This window comes from Cellulomonas carbonis (assembly GCF_014636275.1).
Taxonomy (GTDB): Bacteria; Actinomycetota; Actinomycetes; order Actinomycetales; family Cellulomonadaceae; genus Actinotalea; species Actinotalea carbonis.
Genome location: NZ_BMEB01000004.1, coordinates 222946 through 238873, shown reverse-complemented (window position 1 = coordinate 238873; position 15928 = coordinate 222946). Strand labels below are relative to the sequence as shown.

Annotated in this window: 16 protein-coding genes; all 16 read right to left on the bottom strand. The window is 71.2% G+C overall.

What is annotated here, in order from left to right; genetic code table 11:
• Window positions 1-14: 14 nt before the first annotated feature.
• Complete coding sequence (yicI, locus tag IEV86_RS13455; protein ID WP_052426188.1) at window positions 15-2306, bottom strand: alpha-xylosidase; 2292 nt, start codon at window positions 2304-2306, stop codon at window positions 15-17.
• Between the two features lie 22 nt (window positions 2307-2328).
• Window positions 2329-3240, bottom strand: coding sequence for a carbohydrate ABC transporter permease (locus tag IEV86_RS13450; RefSeq protein ID WP_438501602.1), 912 nt, complete (start codon window positions 3238-3240; stop codon window positions 2329-2331).
• Between the two features lie 3 nt (window positions 3241-3243).
• Window positions 3244-4206, bottom strand: a complete 963-nt coding sequence (locus tag IEV86_RS13445; RefSeq protein WP_043606454.1) for a carbohydrate ABC transporter permease — start codon at window positions 4204-4206, stop codon at window positions 3244-3246.
• 53 nt (window positions 4207-4259) lie between these two features.
• Window positions 4260-5558, bottom strand: a complete 1299-nt coding sequence (locus IEV86_RS13440; protein ID WP_043606451.1) for an ABC transporter substrate-binding protein — start codon at window positions 5556-5558, stop codon at window positions 4260-4262.
• A gap of 161 nt (window positions 5559-5719) precedes the next feature.
• The gene (locus tag IEV86_RS13435; protein ID WP_043606449.1) at window positions 5720-6754 is read right to left on the bottom strand and encodes a LacI family DNA-binding transcriptional regulator; all 1035 of its coding nucleotides are present in this window, start codon (window positions 6752-6754) and stop codon (window positions 5720-5722) included.
• Window positions 6755-6945: 191 nt separating this feature from the next.
• A complete protein-coding gene (pdxH, locus tag IEV86_RS13430) occupies window positions 6946-7641 on the bottom strand; it encodes a pyridoxamine 5'-phosphate oxidase (RefSeq protein ID WP_081978715.1) in 696 nt (231 codons plus the stop codon).
• Window positions 7642-7705: 64 nt separating this feature from the next.
• A complete protein-coding gene (nucS, locus tag IEV86_RS13425) occupies window positions 7706-8401 on the bottom strand; it encodes an endonuclease NucS (protein WP_043606447.1) in 696 nt (231 codons plus the stop codon).
• Window positions 8401-8823 (bottom strand): DUF2550 domain-containing protein, encoded by a 423-nt coding sequence (locus tag IEV86_RS13420; RefSeq protein ID WP_043606477.1) that lies wholly within the window; start codon window positions 8821-8823, stop codon window positions 8401-8403. The genes nucS and IEV86_RS13420 overlap by 1 nt, the downstream gene beginning before the upstream one ends.
• 28 nt (window positions 8824-8851) lie before the next feature.
• The gene (locus IEV86_RS13415; protein ID WP_043606445.1) at window positions 8852-9133 is read right to left on the bottom strand and encodes a F0F1 ATP synthase subunit epsilon; all 282 of its coding nucleotides are present in this window, start codon (window positions 9131-9133) and stop codon (window positions 8852-8854) included.
• 56 nt (window positions 9134-9189) lie between these two features.
• On the bottom strand, window positions 9190-10668 hold the full coding sequence (gene atpD / locus IEV86_RS13410; protein ID WP_043606443.1) for a F0F1 ATP synthase subunit beta: 1479 nt from the start codon (window positions 10666-10668) through the stop codon (window positions 9190-9192).
• A gap of 64 nt (window positions 10669-10732) precedes the next feature.
• The gene (locus IEV86_RS13405; protein ID WP_043606439.1) at window positions 10733-11626 is read right to left on the bottom strand and encodes a F0F1 ATP synthase subunit gamma; all 894 of its coding nucleotides are present in this window, start codon (window positions 11624-11626) and stop codon (window positions 10733-10735) included.
• Between the two features lie 2 nt (window positions 11627-11628).
• A complete protein-coding gene (gene atpA, locus IEV86_RS13400) occupies window positions 11629-13257 on the bottom strand; it encodes a F0F1 ATP synthase subunit alpha (protein WP_043606438.1) in 1629 nt (542 codons plus the stop codon).
• An 88-nt stretch (window positions 13258-13345) separates the two neighbouring features.
• Window positions 13346-14164 (bottom strand): F0F1 ATP synthase subunit delta, encoded by an 819-nt coding sequence (locus IEV86_RS13395; protein WP_043606435.1) that lies wholly within the window; start codon window positions 14162-14164, stop codon window positions 13346-13348.
• Window positions 14164-14766 carry a F0F1 ATP synthase subunit B gene (locus IEV86_RS13390; RefSeq protein WP_043606430.1) on the bottom strand — a complete coding sequence of 201 codons (603 nt, stop codon included), beginning with the start codon at window positions 14764-14766 and terminating at the stop codon, window positions 14164-14166. The genes IEV86_RS13395 and IEV86_RS13390 overlap by 1 nt, the downstream gene beginning before the upstream one ends.
• Window positions 14766-14993 carry an ATP synthase F0 subunit C gene (atpE, locus tag IEV86_RS13385; RefSeq protein ID WP_043606427.1) on the bottom strand — a complete coding sequence of 76 codons (228 nt, stop codon included), beginning with the start codon at window positions 14991-14993 and terminating at the stop codon, window positions 14766-14768. Before atpE ends, IEV86_RS13390 begins: the two co-directional genes overlap by 1 nt.
• Before the next feature lie 82 nt (window positions 14994-15075).
• Window positions 15076-15927 (bottom strand): F0F1 ATP synthase subunit A, encoded by an 852-nt coding sequence (gene atpB, locus IEV86_RS13380; protein WP_043606475.1) that lies wholly within the window; start codon window positions 15925-15927, stop codon window positions 15076-15078.
• Window position 15928: the final 1 nt, after the last annotated feature.

Sequence of the window (15928 nt, the reverse complement as noted above, 5' to 3'; positions counted from 1 at the left end):
TCCACGCCCGGCGGTCACGACACCGCCACCTCGGTCGACGTGCCGCCCGCAGGCACGTCGACCACACCGCTCGTGCGACCACCGGCGAGGACCTCGACACGCCAGGCGCCCGGGGTGTCGTGCGCCTCCACGGTGACCCGGTCCCCCGCGCGGCGCACCTCGAAGACCGCGGGCGCGAGACCGCGCGCGTCGCCACCGCGCGGGACGACGACGCGCACCGTGCGGCCGTCGACCGGCTCGACCACCCGCAGGAGCACGCCGTCCGCGTGGTCGTGCTCGGGCGAGTCGTCGTGGGCCCCCACGGGCAGCACGCTCCCCGGCCGCACGAGCAGCGGCAGCGACGTCGCGGGATGCGTCTGGCGGTACCAGCGCGGCCCCTCGAGGCGCTCGCCCGAGAGCAGGTCCGTCCAGACCCCTTCCGGGACGTAGACGTCGACCGTGCCGTCCGCGGAGAAGACGGGCGCCACGAGCAGCGCGTCGCCGAGCATGTACTGCCGGTCGAGCGTCGCGGCGGTGAGGTCGTCGGGATGCTCGAGCAGCATGGGCCGCATCATCGGCAGTCCCTCGGCGTGCGCCGTGTCCGCGAGCCGCGCGAGGTACGGCATGAGGGACAGCTTCAACCGCGTGAACCGCCGTGCGACCTCGACCGCCTCCTCGTCGAACGCCCACGGGACGCGGTACGAGCTCGACCCGTGCAGGCGGCTGTGCGAGGAGAGCAGGCCGAACGCGAGCCAGCGCTTGAACACCTCCGGGTCGGGTGTCCCCTCGAAGCCCCCGATGTCGTGGCTCCAGTAGCCGAACCCGGACAGCGACAGCGACAGCCCGCCGCGCAGCGACTCCGCCATCGCCTCGAAGGTCGACCAGCAGTCACCGCCCCAGTGCACGGGCAGCTGCTGCCCACCGGCCGTCGCGGCCCGCGCGAAGACGACAGCCTCTCCCTCACCCCGCTCGCGCACGAGCAGGTCGAAGACGGCGCGGTTGTACAGCTGGGCGTACCAGTTGTGCATGCGCTCGGGGTCCGACCCGTCGTGCCACACCACGTCGGTCGGGATGCGCTCGCCGAAGTCCGTCTTCACCGTGTCGACGCCCATGTCGAGCACGCGCCGCAGGTGCTCGGTGTACCACCGGGTGGCGTCGGGGTTGGTGAAGTCGACGAGCGCCATTCCCGCCTGCCACATGTCCCACTGCCAGACCGACCCGTCGGGTCGGCGCACGAGGTACCCCTTCTCGGCGCCCTCGGCGAAGAGGGGCGACCGCTGCGCGATGTACGGGTTGATCCAGACGCAGACCCGCAGGCCCTTGTCGTGCAGGCGCGCGAGCATGCCCTCGGGGTCGGGGAAGGTCCTCGGGTCCCAGCGGAAGTCGGTCCAGTGGAACTCGCGCATCCAGAAGCAGTCGAAGTGGAACACGCTCAGCGGGATCCCCCGCTCGGCCATCCCGTCGACGAACCGGGTCACGGTCGCCTCGTCGTAGTCGGTCGTGAAGGACGTCGACAGCCACAGCCCGAACGACCAGTCGGGGACGCGGGCCGGCCGGCCCGTCAGCGCGGTGTAGCGCCGAAGGACGTCCGCGGGCGCCGGCCCGTGCACCACGAGGTACTCGAGCACCTGGCCGGGGACGCTGAACTGCGTGCGCGAGACGACCTCCGACGCGACCTCGAACGAGACCCGCCCCGTGTGGTTGACGAGCACGCCGTAGCCCCGGTCCGTCAGGTAGAACGGCACGTTCTTGTACGCCTGCTCGCTCGACGTGCCGCCGTCGGCGTTCCAGATGTCGACGACCTGGCCGTTCTTGACGAACGGCCCGAAGCGCTCACCGAGCCCGAAGACGTGCTCGCCGACGCCGAGCGTCAGCTGCTCGTGCACGTACCGCTCCCCCGCGTCGGTCGCGACGAGCCCGATCCCCTTGTGCGGGCTCGAGGTCAGGACCCGGCCGCCCGCCTCGAAGTCGACGTGCCACCGGTCGCGGTGGACGCGCACCGAGAGATCGCCCGAGGTGAGCACCGCGGCGTCGTCGTCGACCTCGATCTGGACCGGGATGCGGTCGGGCGTCCTCAGGTCGAACCGCGGGCCCGGGTCGGGGCGGCCCGTGTGGCCCTCCACGCGCACGCGGATCACGCCCTCGAGCGGCGAGCTGTACGTCACCGTGACGAGCGCGCGGTTGAGCGTGTCCCCGCGGTGCTCGATGCGGCGGACCGGCGCGTAGACGGTCAGCGCGTCGTCGGAAACGACGACGTCGTGCACCTCGGCCGGGTGCTCGGGGTGGACGCCCTCGCGGACCATCCAGTACCCGTCGGTGAACTTCATGCTGGGCTGCTCTCTGCTCGGGTCACTTGACGGCGCCGGCGGTGATGCCGCGCGTCAGCGTGCGCTGGAAGACGAGGAAGAAGACGACGGCGGGGAGGAGGCTCACGAGCGCGCCCGCGTTGATCGTCGGCACGTCCATGAGCCGGTCGCCCTGCAGGGACGCGAGCGCGACGGGGATGGTCTGCGTCGAGTTGTCGATGAGCATGACCAGCGGGATGAAGAACTCGTTCCAGGTCCAGATGAAGAAGAAGATGAGCAGGACCGACAGCGTCGGGCGCGCGATGGGGAAGACGACCCGCCACAGCACCTGCCACGACGACGCGCCGTCGAGCGCGGCCGCCTCGAGGACCGAGGGCGGGAACGTCGAGAGCACCGAGGCGAGCAGGTACGTCCCGAACGCGCTCTGGATCACGGTGAAGATGATGATGACCGAGAGCTGGGTGTTGTACAGGCCCGTCTCCTTGGCCAGGAAGTACAGCGGGTAGACGAGCGCCTCCTGCGGGAGCATGTTCGCGAGCAGGAACAGCGCCACGACCCACATCCGGCCGCGGATCCGGCCGATCCCGAGCGCGTACGCGTTGAGCAGCGACACGAGCGTCGCGAGCACCGCGACGGACCCGGCGATGAGGGTCGAGTTGAGCAGCTTCTCCGGGTAGTCCACGCGCTGCCAGAAGGCGACGAGGCCGTCGGTGTACAGGCTGCTCGGCAGGCTCAGCGGTCCCTCGGCGGAGTACTCCCCCGGCGCCTTGAACGCGTTGAGCAGCATGATTGCGAACGGCACCATCATCGCGACGGCGACGACGACGGCCGCGGCGAGCACGACCCACCGCACCGCCCCGCGGTGGTTGCGGTCGCGCGTGCGCTGCACGACGGGCGTCCGCGCGGTCCCGCGCGACGGCGCGGGCGGTGCGAGGACGACGGGTTCGGTGGTCACGGCTCAGCCCTCCCTGCGCTCGGACGCCGCCTGGAGGCGGATGAAGACCAGCGCGACCACGACGACGACGAGCGTCAGGACGGTCGCGATCGCCGCGCCGTACCCGACCTGCGACTTCGGGAAGAAGCTCTGGTACGCGAAGTACGACGGGACGTTGGTCGAGTTCTCGGGTCCGCCCCGCGTGAGGACGTAGATCGGCCCGAACACCTTCAGGGCCGCGATGGTGCACGTCAGCGTGACGACGAACGTCTCGGGCCTGATCTGCGGCAGCGTGATCGCGCGGAAGCGGCGGAACCACCCGGCCCCGTCGAGCTCGGCCGCCTCGTACAGCTCCGGGTCGACGCGCTGCAGGGCCGCCATGAAGATCACCACGGGGTAGCCGACCTGGACCCAGATCATCACGGTCATGACGCTCGGGAGCGCCGTCGACGTGTCGCCGAGCCAGTTGAGCGCGAGCCGGTCGAGGCCCGCCTCGCGCAGCAGGACGTTGAGGGCACCGGTCTGCGGGTTGAGGATCCAGCTCCACAGGATGCCGGCGACGGCCACGGGGAGCACCTGCGGCAGGTAGTACGTCGCGCGCAGCACGCTCGCGACGCGAGGCCCGAAGCGCTTGCCCAGGTAGTCGAACAGGACCGCCGCGAGCAGCAGGCCGATGAGGGTCGGGACGACGACCATCGCGACGACCATCGCGACCGAGTTGCGGAACGACGTCCAGAACGTCTCGTCGGCGAGCAGTCGGGTGTAGTTGTCGAGCCCGGTCCAGCGGGGGTCGCCGATGCCGGGCCACCGCGTGAACGAGTAGTAGACGTTCATGACGAACGGCACGACGATCACGGCGACGAACAGCACCGCACCCGGGACCAGGTAGAGCCAGTAGACGGGTCGCCCGTGGCGTCGGGCCCGTGCCGGTCGGCCGGGGGCGTCCCGCGGCGCGGGCGCACGGCGGGGCAGGGAGAGCGTGGTCACGCGGTCCTCCTTCTGGCGGCGGCGGGGCCGGCGGACCGGCCCCGCCGCTCGGCTCACTCGATCGAGGCGACGCCGTCGGCGTACGCGGTGCCGATCTCCTCGAGGACCTGGTCGGGCGTCGCGGACGCGTTGATCAGCTTCTGGAAGCCGGACACGAGCACGTCGTAGTACCCGGGCACGGGCCAGTCGGGGTAGAACGCCAGGCCGTCGTTCTCGAGGACCTCGTTGAAGGCCGTGATGAGCTCCTGGCTCTTCTCGTCGGTGATGTCCGCCGGGTCAGCGGCGAGCGGGAGGCCGCCGTTGTTGCCGAGGATCGCCTGGATCTCGGGGCGCATCGTGATGTCGATGAACTCGTACGCGAGCTCCTTGTTGCGGCTGTTCTCCGGGACGACCCAGAGGTTGCCGCTCGAGCCGGCGTTGAGGTCGTTGCCCGGGAAGTTGAAGATCCCCCACTCGAACTGCGCCTCGGCGACGACGCGGCCGTACCACCACGAGCCGGACACCATCATCGGGGCCGTCCCGTTGATGAAGGCGACGCCCATGTCCTCGGCCTTGAGGCTCGCGGCGTCCTGCGCGACGTAGCCGGCGTCGACCCACTCGGCGAACGTCTCGGCGCCGTACCGCAGGGGGTCGGCCGAGAAGTCGACCTCGTCGGTGTACGTCTGGTACGCCGTCACGAAGTCACGGTCCGCCTTGCTCAGCGCGAGCTCGTAGAACAGCTGTCCGGCCGGGTACTCCGCGCCCGCCGTCGCGATCGGCGTGATGCCCGCGGCGACGAAGGTGTTCATCGCCGCCTCGAGGTCCTCGAGCGTCGAGGGGACCTCGACGCCGTGCTCGGCGAACAGGTCCTCGTTGTAGTACACCGTGACGAACTCGCCGTAGTTCGGGACGCCGTACCAGCTGCCGGAGCCCATGACGCCCCGCTCGTCGTACCGGGCGGTCGTCTGGATGCTCTCGGGCAGCGCCCCGGCCCAGCCGCGCTCCTCGGCGACGTCGGTCAGGTCGGTGAGCAGCCCCTGGGACGCGAGCAGGCCTGCGGTCGCGTTGCCCTTGTTGTACTCCATGATGTCCGGGCCCTCGTCGGAGCTCAGCACCATGCCCGCGGTCTGCTGGATCTGCTCGAACGCCTTGCGCTCGAACTCGACGGTCGCACCCGTCTCCTCCTCGAAGACGCGGATCGCCTCGTCCCACGCGATCCCCATCGCGCTGTCCTCGCCCTCGTAGTGCCACAGACGGAGGGTGTCGTCGCCGCCGCCCTCTCCGGCGTCGGTGTCACCACCCCCGCACGCGGTGAGCGCGAGCGGCAGGGCGACGAGCCCCGCGACGACGGCCGTCGTCCGGCGTGTACGCATGTCCTTCTCCTCTTCGAGCGGTGCATGGGCGTGACAGGGCGCACGGGCGCGCGCCTGCCCACCACGGCGGGGGCGCCGGGGTGACGTGCGGACCGGGCCGGGGCCCGGGGTTCGGTCGGGCCGTGGCCCGGAGGTCGGTCGGCCCGAGGGCCGGCGATCGGTCAGTGCGTGCCCGGGGGGTGCCCCGCGGCAGGGGCCGTGCTCTCGCCCTCCTCGAGGAGGCACGGCAGGAGCACGGGGTCGGCGGTCGGGGACGTCCCCTCGACCGCAGCGATGAGGCGTTCGACCCCGAGCCGCCCGAGTGCCGCGCCCGGCGCGTGCATGGTCGTCAGGGGCGGGTTCGTCATCGCTGCGACGCCGGGCGACGTGACGATGGACAGGACCGACACGTCGTCGGGCACCCGGAGCCCGCGTGCCTGCAGCTCGACGGTCGCACCGAACGTCGCCATCTCGTTCATCGTGACCACGGCGGTCAGACCCGGGTCGGCCTGGAGCAGGTGCGCGATGGCGTCCCGGCCCGCGGCCGGCCGCTCGTCGCACAGGACCGCGAGCGGCTCCAGGCCGCGACGCCGCATCGCCGCGCGGTAGCCGGCCTCGGCCCGGACCGTCGGTGCGTAGCCCTCCTCCCGGCTGCGCTCGGAGTGGTTGAGGAAGCCGATGTGCTCGTGACCGAGCGCGGTGAGGTGCGCGACCGCCTCCTCGGTGGTGCGGTCGAAGTCGATGTCGACGTACGAGATCCCGTCCGGGTCCTCGGTGCGGCCGATCATCGTGAACGGAACGCCGGCCGCGCGCAGCGTGTCGACGCGGACGTCGTCGAGGCACACCTCCATGAGGAGCACGCCGTCGGCCATCCCGCCGACGACGAGGTCACGCACCTCGTCGGCCTCGTCGCGCGGGAAGGGCCACAGGACCAGGTGGTACCCGTGCGAGCGCGCCGTCGTGGCGGCGCTCGCGACGAACTCCTGCACGGTCCCGCTGATGCCGAGCTCCATCGCGGGGAAGATCAGGGCGAGGGTCCTGCTGCGCTTGCTGGCCAGCCCGCGCGCCATGACGTTCGGCTGGAACCCGAGCTCGGCCATGGCGGCCTCGATGCGCGCCTTCGTGGCCGCGGAGACGGGCCGCGTCCCGCTGAGGGCGTACGACACCGTGCTCAGGGAGACCTGAGCGCGTCGCGCCACGTCCTGCATCGTCGCCATGGACCGTCCTCGTCGACGTCGTCACGGGCGCGGGTGCAACCCGTGTCGAAGCGCTTCGTCGAAGCGCTTCGATGTGATTGCGAGTATTCACCGAACTAAACGACGGGGTCAAGAGGTCGGACGGGATCCGGACCAGGCGGTGCGGCGTCGGCGCGGGGCGGGGCCGGACGGAACCGAGCGGGCGTACGCCCTCAGGGCGCCAGCCGCTCCACCGCCCAGCCGTCGGCCGTCAGCCGGTAGCGCAGGCGGTCGTGCAGGCGCGACGGCCGACCCTGCCAGAACTCGACGGAGGCCGGCACCACCCGGAACCCTCCCCAGTGGTCGGGCACGGGGACGTCCGCGTCCCCGGCCCACCGTCGCTCGGCCTCCGCGAGCCGCTCGTCGAGCGCCGCCCGCGACGGCACGACGGTCGACTGGTCGCTCGCCCACGCCCCGAGCCGGGACCCGCGCGGACGCGACCGGAAGTACTCCTCCGTGGTCGCGCGGTCGACGACCTCGGCGGAGCCGAGGACGACGACCTGACGGTCGATCTCGAACCACGGGAACACGAGCGACGCGCGCGGGTTGGCGAGGAGGTCGCGGCCCTTGCGCGACCGGTGGTTCGTGAACAGCACGAAGCCCCGGTCGTCGAGGCCCTTGAGCAGCACGGTCCGCGCCGACGGCACGCCGTCGACGTCCGCCGTCGCGAGGACCATCGCGTTCGGCTCGGGGAGACGGGCCCCGACCGCCTCGTCGAACCAGCGGTGGAACTGCTCGAACGGGTCGGGAGCGAGGTCCGGCACGTCGAGCGAGCCGCGCTCGTACGACTGACGCAGGTCGGCGAGTCGCCTCCGGTGGGTCGCGCCCGACGCCTCGGGCGTCCCTGGCGACGGGCTGCGGTTCTCCATGCGGGTCATCGTGGCACGCGCGCCCAGGCCACGACGGAGTGGCGCTCCCCCACCCCGCCGACGGTCAGAAGAGGCGGGAGTCGACGTCGTCCACGCCGCGCATCGCGTCGTAGTCGAGGACGAGGCAGGTGATGCCCCGGTCCTGCGCGAGCACGCGCGCCTGCGGCTTGATCTCCTGCGCCGCGAAGACCCCGCGGACCGGCGTGAGGTGCGGGTCCCGGTTCAGCAGCTCGAGGTAGCGCGTGAGCTGCTCGACGCCGTCGATGTCGCCGCGCCGCTTGATCTCGACCGCGACCGCCGCGCCGTCGGCGTCGCGCGCGAGGATGTCGACGGGCCCGATGGCGGTCGGGTACTCACGCCGGACGAGCGTGTGACCCGAGCCGAGGAGCCCGATCTGCTCCGCGAGCAGGGCCTGGAGGTGCGCCTCGACACCGTCCTTGACGAGACCCGGGTCGACTCCGAGCTCGTGCTGCGAGTCGTGCAGCACGTCGTGCAGCTCGATCTCGAGGCGGTCGTCGCTCTTGGTGTGCTGCACGCACCAGACGGCGGTGACGCCGCGCGCGACGGCGTCGTCGTCGGGCGTCGTCTGCGCGAGCGTGCAGGGCGGGCTCATCCAGTTGAGGGGCTTGTACGAGCCGCCGTCCGAGTGCAGCAGGACGCTCCCGTCCGCCTTGACGACCAGGAGCCGGGTCGCGAGGGGGAGGTGTGCGGAGAGGCGTCCGGTGTACTGCGCCGAGCAACGCGCGACGACGAGGCGCATCAGATCACCCTCCCCACGGGTCGCGGGCCGGACTCGAGCCACGACACGAGCCCCGCGCACGCGGGCTCGGTCATGAGCAGCTGGAAGGACTGGGCGCCGTGCGTGCACCGGACGCGCACGAGCGGCTGCCCGTGGTGGTCGACCTCGTCCGTCGCGATGCGCTCGGCCAGCGTGAGCTCGGTGCGCGACCACGTGCGTGCCGGCCGGGGCGCGAGCGAGAGCACGCGCCACCACACCAGCCGACCGGTCGCGTACTGCGCGATGCCGCTCGTCCAGGCGCCCTCGTCACCGTCGTCGACCCTCAGGCCGCACGAGAACGAGCCCACCCGCCCCGAGAGCGTCGACTGGCGTGACAGGAACAACCCCACCACCGTGGCCGCGACGAGCAGCAGGGCACCGACGCCCAGCAGCGCTGCGAGCACGTCCACGGTGGTGTCTCGGGCGTCCCGGTCAGCGAGCGGTCGTGCCGGAGCCGGGGGCCTCGGCCGCGTCCACCACGACGGTCACACGGTCCGCGTCGACGGAGAGGAACCCCGAGTCCACCCTGACCTCCTGCGACCCGCCCGACGTCGGCGTGATCCGCACCGTGCCGGGGTTGAGCAGCGAGAGCAGCGGTGCGTGGCCCGGCAGGATGCCGATGTAGCCGTCAGCCGCGGGCGCGCTGACCATGCTGGCCTCGCCCGACCAGACCTTGCGGTCGGCCGCGACGAGGTCGACCTCCAGGTGAGCCACGTCGTTCTCCTCGTGTCGTTGCGATGCGTACGGGTGGGAAGGCTCGGCGACCGTGGTCAGCCGATCTCCTTCTGGATGCGCGCCCAGTTCCGCTCGAGGTCCTCGAGGCCACCGATGTTGAAGAAGGCCTGCTCGGCGATGTGGTCGAACTCGCCGTCGGCGATCTTCGAGAACGCCTCGACCGTCTCGCTGAGCGGGACCGTCGAGCCGGGGACGTTGGTGAACTGCGTCGCCATGTACGTGTTCTGCGAGAGGAACTGCTGGATGCGCCGCGCACGCGACACGACGATCTTGTCCTCCTCCGACAGCTCGTCGACGCCGAGGATCGCGATGATGTCCTGCAGCTCCTTGTTGCGCTGCAGGATCGACTTCACGCGCGTCGCCGTCTCGTAGTGGTCCTTGCCGACGTAACGCGGGTCGAGGATGCGCGAGGTCGAGGCGAGCGGGTCGACGGCCGGGTAGAGGCCGCGCGACGCGATCTCGCGCGAGAGCTCCGTCGTGGCGTCGAGGTGCGCGAACGTCGTCGCGGGCGCCGGGTCGGTGTAGTCGTCCGCGGGCACGTAGATCGCCTGGAGCGACGTGATCGAGTGGCCACGCGTGGAGGTGATGCGCTCCTGCAGCTGGCCCATCTCGTCCGCGAGGTTCGGCTGGTAACCGACGGCGGACGGCATCCGGCCGAGCAGCGTCGACACCTCGGAGCCCGCCTGGGTGAACCGGAAGATGTTGTCGATGAAGAGCAGCACGTCCTGCTTCTGGACGTCGCGGAAGTACTCGGCCATGGTCAGGGCCGACAGGGCGACGCGCAGACGCGTGCCCGGCGGCTCGTCCATCTGACCGAACACCAGGGCGGTCTGCTTGATGACGCCCGACTCGGTCATCTCCTCGATGAGGTCGTTGCCCTCACGGGTCCGCTCCCCCACACCGGCGAACACGGAGACGCCGTTGTGGTTGTTCGCGACGCGGTAGATCATCTCCTGGATCAAGACCGTCTTGCCGACGCCGGCGCCGCCGAACAGGCCGATCTTGCCGCCCTGGACGTACGGGGTGAGCAGGTCGATGACCTTGATGCCGGTCTCGAACATCTGGGTCTTCGACTCGAGCTGGTCGAACGCCGGGGGCTTGCGGTGGATCGGCCACCGCTCGGTCACCTCGAGCTGCTCACCAGGTGCGAGGTTGAGCGGCTCTCCCGTGACGTCGAAGACGTGGCCCTTGGTCACGTCGCCGACCGGCACGCTGATGGGCGCGCCCGTGTCGCGCACGACGGCGCCGCGGACGAGGCCGTCGGTGGGCTTGAGCGCGATCGCACGCACCATCGAGTCGCCGAGGTGCTGGGCGACCTCGAGGCGGAGCGTGAACCGCGACTCCCCCTCACCCTGCGACGACAGGTCGATGTCGACCTCGAGCGCGTTGTAGATCTCGGGGAGGGCGTCGGTCGGGAACTCGATGTCGACGACCGGGCCGATCACCCGGGCGACCCGGCCCGTACCGGACCCACCCGCGGCCTGGGCGACGGCGTCGGTGGTGGTGGCAGTCATGGTCTCTCTCGCTTCGCTCGACCGGAGCGGGCCCCGGTGGTGTGGTGCGTGGTCTGGTCTGTGCTCAGGAGGCGGCGAGGGCGTCCGCGCCGGACACGATCTCGCTGATCTCCTGGGTGATCTCCGCCTGGCGCGCCTGGTTGGCCAGTCGCGTGTACATGCGGATGAGGTCCTCGGCGTTCTCGGTCGCGGTGTGCATCGCGCGCTGGCGCGCCGCGAGCTCGGACGCCGCGGCCTGCAGCAGGAAGCTGTAGATGCGGCTCTGGACGTACCGCGGCAGGAGCGCGTCGAGGACGGCCTCGGGCGACGGCTCGAAGTCGTACAGCGGGAGCGGCTCGGTGCCCTTCTCCGCGACGCCCTCGACGATCTCGAGCGGGAGCATCCGCACGACCCGGGGCACCTGGGTCACCATGTTGACGAACTGCGTGTGGACCACGTGCAGCTCGCCGACCATCGTGCCCTCGTCGTCCGTGAGGAACGCGTCGAGCAGCGTGTCGGCGATCTCGCGCGCCGTCTCGACCGACGGCGCGTCGGACGACCCGGTCCAGGACGCCGCCATCGGGCGGTGCCGGAACGAGTAGTACGAGACGCCGCGCCGGCCGGTCACGTAGAGGACCGGGTCCTTGCCCTCCTCACGCAGCTGCTCGACGAGCCGCTCCGCCTCGCGCAGGACCGACGCCGAGTAGGCGCCCGCCATGCCGCGGTCGGCGGTGACGACCAGCACGGCGACCCGCGAGACGCCCGAACGCTCGGTCGTGAGCGGGTGCTCGACGTCGGCGTGCGTCGCGACGGCCGAGACCGCCCGCGTGATGGCCCTCGCGTACGGCGACGCCGCCTCGACGCGCGCACGCGCCTTGCCGATGCGGGACGCCGCGATGAGCTCCATCGCGCGGAAGATCTTCTTGAGCGACTGCGTCGACCGGATCCGCTGCCGGTAGACGCGCTGCTGGCCGGCCACGGTCAGCCCCTCTTCTGCGTGACGATCTGCTCCTGCTCGACGTCCGCCGCCTCGCCGTCGGCCAGGGTCGCGTCGTTGTCGGCACCCTCCCCGGCCTGGAAGCCGGCCGCGAACTCGTCGACCGCCGCGGCGAGCGCCGCCTCGGTCTCGTCCGTGAGCTGACCGGTCTGCTCGATCGTCGACAGGACGTCGGTGTGGCGACGCAGGTGGTCGAGCATCTCCTGCTCGAACCGGCGCACGTCGGAGATCGCGACCTTGTCGAGCTTGCCCTTGGTGCCCGCCCAGATGGACGCGACCTGCTCGGACACGGGGTACGGCGAGTACTGGGGCTGCTTGAGCAGCTCCATGAGGCGCGCGCCCCGCGTCAGCTGCTGGCGCGACGCGGCGTCGAGGTCCGACGCGAACATCGCGAACGCCTCGAGCGACCGGTACTGCGCGAGGTCGATCTTGAGCGTGCCCGAGACCTTCTTCATGGCCTTGACCTGGGCCGAGCCACCGACACGGGACACCGAGATGCCGACGTCGACCGCGGGACGCTGGTCGGCGTTGAACAGGTCGGACTGGAGGAAGATCTGGCCGTCGGTGATCGAGATGACGTTGGTCGGGATGTAGGCCGACACGTCGTTGGCCTTCGTCTCGATCATCGGCAGACCCGTCATCGAGCCCGCGCCCAGCTCGTCGCTGAGCTTCGCGCAGCGCTCGAGCAGGCGGGAGTGCAGGTAGAAGACGTCACCCGGGTACGCCTCGCGGCCCGGCGGGCGACGCAGGAGGAGCGAGACCGCGCGGTACGCCTCGGCCTGCTTGGACAGGTCGTCGAAGATGATGAGGACGTGCTTGCCGGCGTACATCCAGTGCTGGCCGATGGCCGAGCCGGTGTAGGGCGCGAGGTACTTGAAGCCCGCGGGGTCGGACGCCGGGGCGGCGACGATCGTCGTGTACTCGAGCGCGCCGGCCTCCTCGAGGGCGCCACGGACCGACGCGATCGTCGAGCCCTTCTGGCCGATCGCCACGTAGATGCAGCGCACCTGCTTGGTCGGGTCGCCCGACTCCCAGTTGGCCTTCTGGTTGATGATCGTGTCGATCGCGATCGCCGTCTTGCCCGTCTGGCGGTCGCCGATGATGAGCTGGCGCTGCCCGCGTCCGATCGGGATCATCGCGTCGATCGCCTTGAGGCCCGTCTGGAGCGGCTCGTGCACGCTCTTGCGCGCCATGACGCCCGGGGCCTGCAGCTCGAGCGCGCGGCGGCCCTCGGTCGCGACCTCACCGAGGCCGTCGATCGGGTTGCCGAGCGGGTCCACGACGCGCCCGAGGTACCCGTCGCCGACGGGCACGGACAGGACCTCACCCGTGCGACGCACGGTCTGGCCCTCCTCGATCCCCGTGAACTCGCCGAGGACGACGACGCCGATCTCCCGCACGTCGAGGTTCAGCGCGAGGCCGAGCGTCCCGTCCTCGAACTCCAGCAGCTCGTTCGCCATCGTGCCGGGCAGGCCCTCGACCTGCGCGATGCCGTCGCCGGCGAGGGTGACCCGGCCGACCTCCTCACGGACGGCACCCTGCGGCTCGTACGACTTCACGAAGCTGTCGAGGGCGGCCCGGATCTCGTCGGGCCTGATCGTCAGCTCAGCCATTGCTTCTCTCCTGTCGTCGACCGCACCTGGCGGTGCTGTCGTTCGTCCTCCACGGACCCCGCGGGTCCTGATGCCTGTTGTGCCTCGATCAGCCGGCGAGCTTGCGCCGCACCTCGTCGAGACGCGCGACGACGGTCGAGTCGACCAGCTCGTCGCCCACGCGAACACTCACGCCCCCCACGACGCCCGGCTCGACCGCGACGTTGGCCTTCACCGGCCGGCCGTAGGCGCGGGACAGCGTGGTCGTCAGCCGCAGCTCCTGCTCGGGCGTGAGCGGGACGGCGGCCGTCACCTCCGCGACCAGCTGGTCGCGTCGCTCGGCCGCGAGGCGCCCGAGCTCAGCGAGCGCGGCCACGACGGACCGCTCACGCGGCTGCGCCGCGACGCGGCTGACCAGGGCGAGCGTCACGCGGTGCACGCGACCCGCACCCAGGAGGTCGTGGACGAGCGCCGACCGCGCGGCCGACGACGCCCGCCGTTCCGACAGAGCCTGACGCAGCGCGCGGTCTCCCGTGAGGATGCGCTCGAGACGGAACAGCTCGTCCTCGACCTGCTCGAGCGCGCCGTCGGCCTGGGCCGACGCGAGCAGCGAGTGCGCCGCGAGCAGCTCGACGGCGTCGGTCAGGTCGGCCTCGGACGTCCACCGTGCACGCGCGAGCCCCGCGACGGCCTCGACCACGCGGTCGTCGACCTTGCCGCCGAGCAGCGTCGTGGCGAGGCGCGCCTTGTCCGTGCCCGGCCGGGACGGGTCGCCCAGCGCGCGGCGGAGCGAGCCCGACCGGTCGAGCGCGTCCACGACCTGGTACAGCTGCTCACCGAGCTGCTGACCCTGGCCCCCGGCCGCCCGGAGCACGGGCTCGTACGCCTCGGCGACGGCCTCGTACGAGGCGAGACTCGCGCCGCGCATCAGCCCTCCTGGCCCGGGCGTCCGGCGCGAGCGGGGACCTCACCGGTCGAGGACTCGAGCTCGTCGAGGAAGCGGTCGATCACGCGGCTCTGACGCGCGGAGTCGGCGAGGGACTCGCCGACGATGCGCGACGCGAGCTCGGTCGCGAGCGTGCCGATCTCCGCGCGGAGCGCGACGGACGCCTGCTGGCGCTCCGCCTCGATCTGACGCTGCGCGTTCTCGAGGATGCGAGCCGCGTCGTCGGACGCCTTCGCCCGGAGCTCCGCGATGATCGCGGTGCCCTCGGCACGGGCCTCCTCGCGGATCCGCGCCGCCTCGGCGCGTCCCTCGGCGAGCTGCTTCTGGTACTCGGCGAGCGCGGCTGCGGCCTCGGCCTGCGCGTTCTCGGCCTTCGCCAGACCACCCTGGATCTTCTCCGTGCGCTCGTCGAGCACCGCCTGGAACTTCGGCAGCACCAGCTTGTAGAACGCGACGGCGATGATCAGCAGGACGACGAGCGACCAGATGATGTCGTAGTCCGCCGGGATGAGGAGGTTGATGCCTTCGACCTCCTCGCCCGGCTCGGCGGCGACGAGCGCCGCGGTGTCGGCGAGGGAGGTCATCAGAAGAGGAAGCCGGTGACCAGGCCGAGCAGCGCGAGCACCTCGACGAACGCGACACCGATGAACATGGTCGTGCGGAGCTGGCCGGCGACCTCGGGCTGGCGGGCGATGCCCTCGAGCGCCTTGCCGATGAGGATGCCGAGGCCGATGCCCGGGCCGAGCGTGCCGAGGCCGTAGCCGATGGTCGCGACGTTGCCGCTGACCTCAGCGAGCGTGGTGCTGTCCACTAGGGGTGTTCCTTCCGTGAGGCGTCCGGCGACCCGGACGTCGTGTCGGTGCCCGCACGCGGTGCGCGAGGCGGTCGGACGATCAGTGCTCCTCTTCGACGGCCATGTTCAGGTAGACCGCCGAGAGGAGGGTGAAGATGTAGGCCTGCAGCGCGGCGACCAGCACCTCGAAGAGCGTGAACGCGAGACCGGCGACGAGGCCGAAGACCGACGCGATCTTGAGCGCTCCGCCCGCCTCGAAGAGGAAGTAGTGCGTCGCGCCGAAGCAGAGCACGAGGATCAGGTGCCCGGCGATCATGTTCGCGGTGAGCCGGAGCGCGAGCGTCGCGGGCCGGAAGAGGAAGACCTGCAGCGCCTCGATCGGCGTGACGAGCACGTAGAGCGGCTTGGGCAGGCCCGGCGGCAGCAGGTTGTTCTTGAGGTACCCGCCGACGCCGAACTTGCGCACGCCGACACCGATGTACATCACGTAGACCCACAGGGCCAGGACGATCGGCATGCCGATGAGCGACGTGCTCGCGATGTTGAGGAACGGCACGACACCCGTGAGGTTCATGAACAGCACGGCGAAGAAGATCGTCGTGAGCATGGGCAGGAACCGGCGCGCGTTGTGGCCGAGCGTCTCCTCGGCGATGTTGACCCGGACGAAGTCCAGACCCATCTCGGCGAGGTTCTGGCCGCGCCCGGGGACCAGCTGCGCGCGGCGCGCGGCGATCACGAACAGCACGACGACGACGGCGGCCGCGACGAGCCGGACCAGGATGATCCGGTTCATCTCGAACGGCGTGCCCTCGAAGAGGAACGAGGCCGGGAAGAACTCGGCGATCGAGGGCGGGTGGAACCCACCACCCTCCTCACCGGTTGCGGCGAGCAGCTGGTTCGTCGCGACGGTGGTCAGAGCGCACTCCCGGGGTCGTGGCGCGAGGGCGACCATG

Bases quoted from the DNA above. Each gene is read 5' to 3' on its own strand.
- IEV86_RS13395 (WP_043606435.1), bottom strand. From the start codon at position 14,164: ATGCGCGGCGCGAGTCTCGCCTCGTACGAGGCCGTCGCCGAGGCGTAC.
- atpD (WP_043606443.1), bottom strand. From the start codon at position 10,668: ATGACTGCCACCACCACCGACGCCGTCGCCCAGGCCGCGGGTGGGTCC.
- nucS (WP_043606447.1), bottom strand. From the start codon at position 8,401: ATGCGCCTCGTCGTCGCGCGTTGCTCGGCGCAGTACACCGGACGCCTC.
- IEV86_RS13440 (WP_043606451.1), bottom strand. From the start codon at position 5,558: ATGCGTACACGCCGGACGACGGCCGTCGTCGCGGGGCTCGTCGCCCTG.
- yicI (WP_052426188.1), bottom strand. From the start codon at position 2,306: ATGAAGTTCACCGACGGGTACTGGATGGTCCGCGAGGGCGTCCACCCC.
- IEV86_RS13390 (WP_043606430.1), bottom strand. From the start codon at position 14,766: ATGACCTCCCTCGCCGACACCGCGGCGCTCGTCGCCGCCGAGCCGGGC.
- pdxH (WP_081978715.1), bottom strand. From the start codon at position 7,641: ATGGAGAACCGCAGCCCGTCGCCAGGGACGCCCGAGGCGTCGGGCGCG.
- atpA (WP_043606438.1), bottom strand. From the start codon at position 13,257: ATGGCTGAGCTGACGATCAGGCCCGACGAGATCCGGGCCGCCCTCGAC.
- atpB (WP_043606475.1), bottom strand. From the start codon at position 15,927: ATGGTCGCCCTCGCGCCACGACCCCGGGAGTGCGCTCTGACCACCGTC.
- IEV86_RS13435 (WP_043606449.1), bottom strand. From the start codon at position 6,754: ATGGCGACGATGCAGGACGTGGCGCGACGCGCTCAGGTCTCCCTGAGC.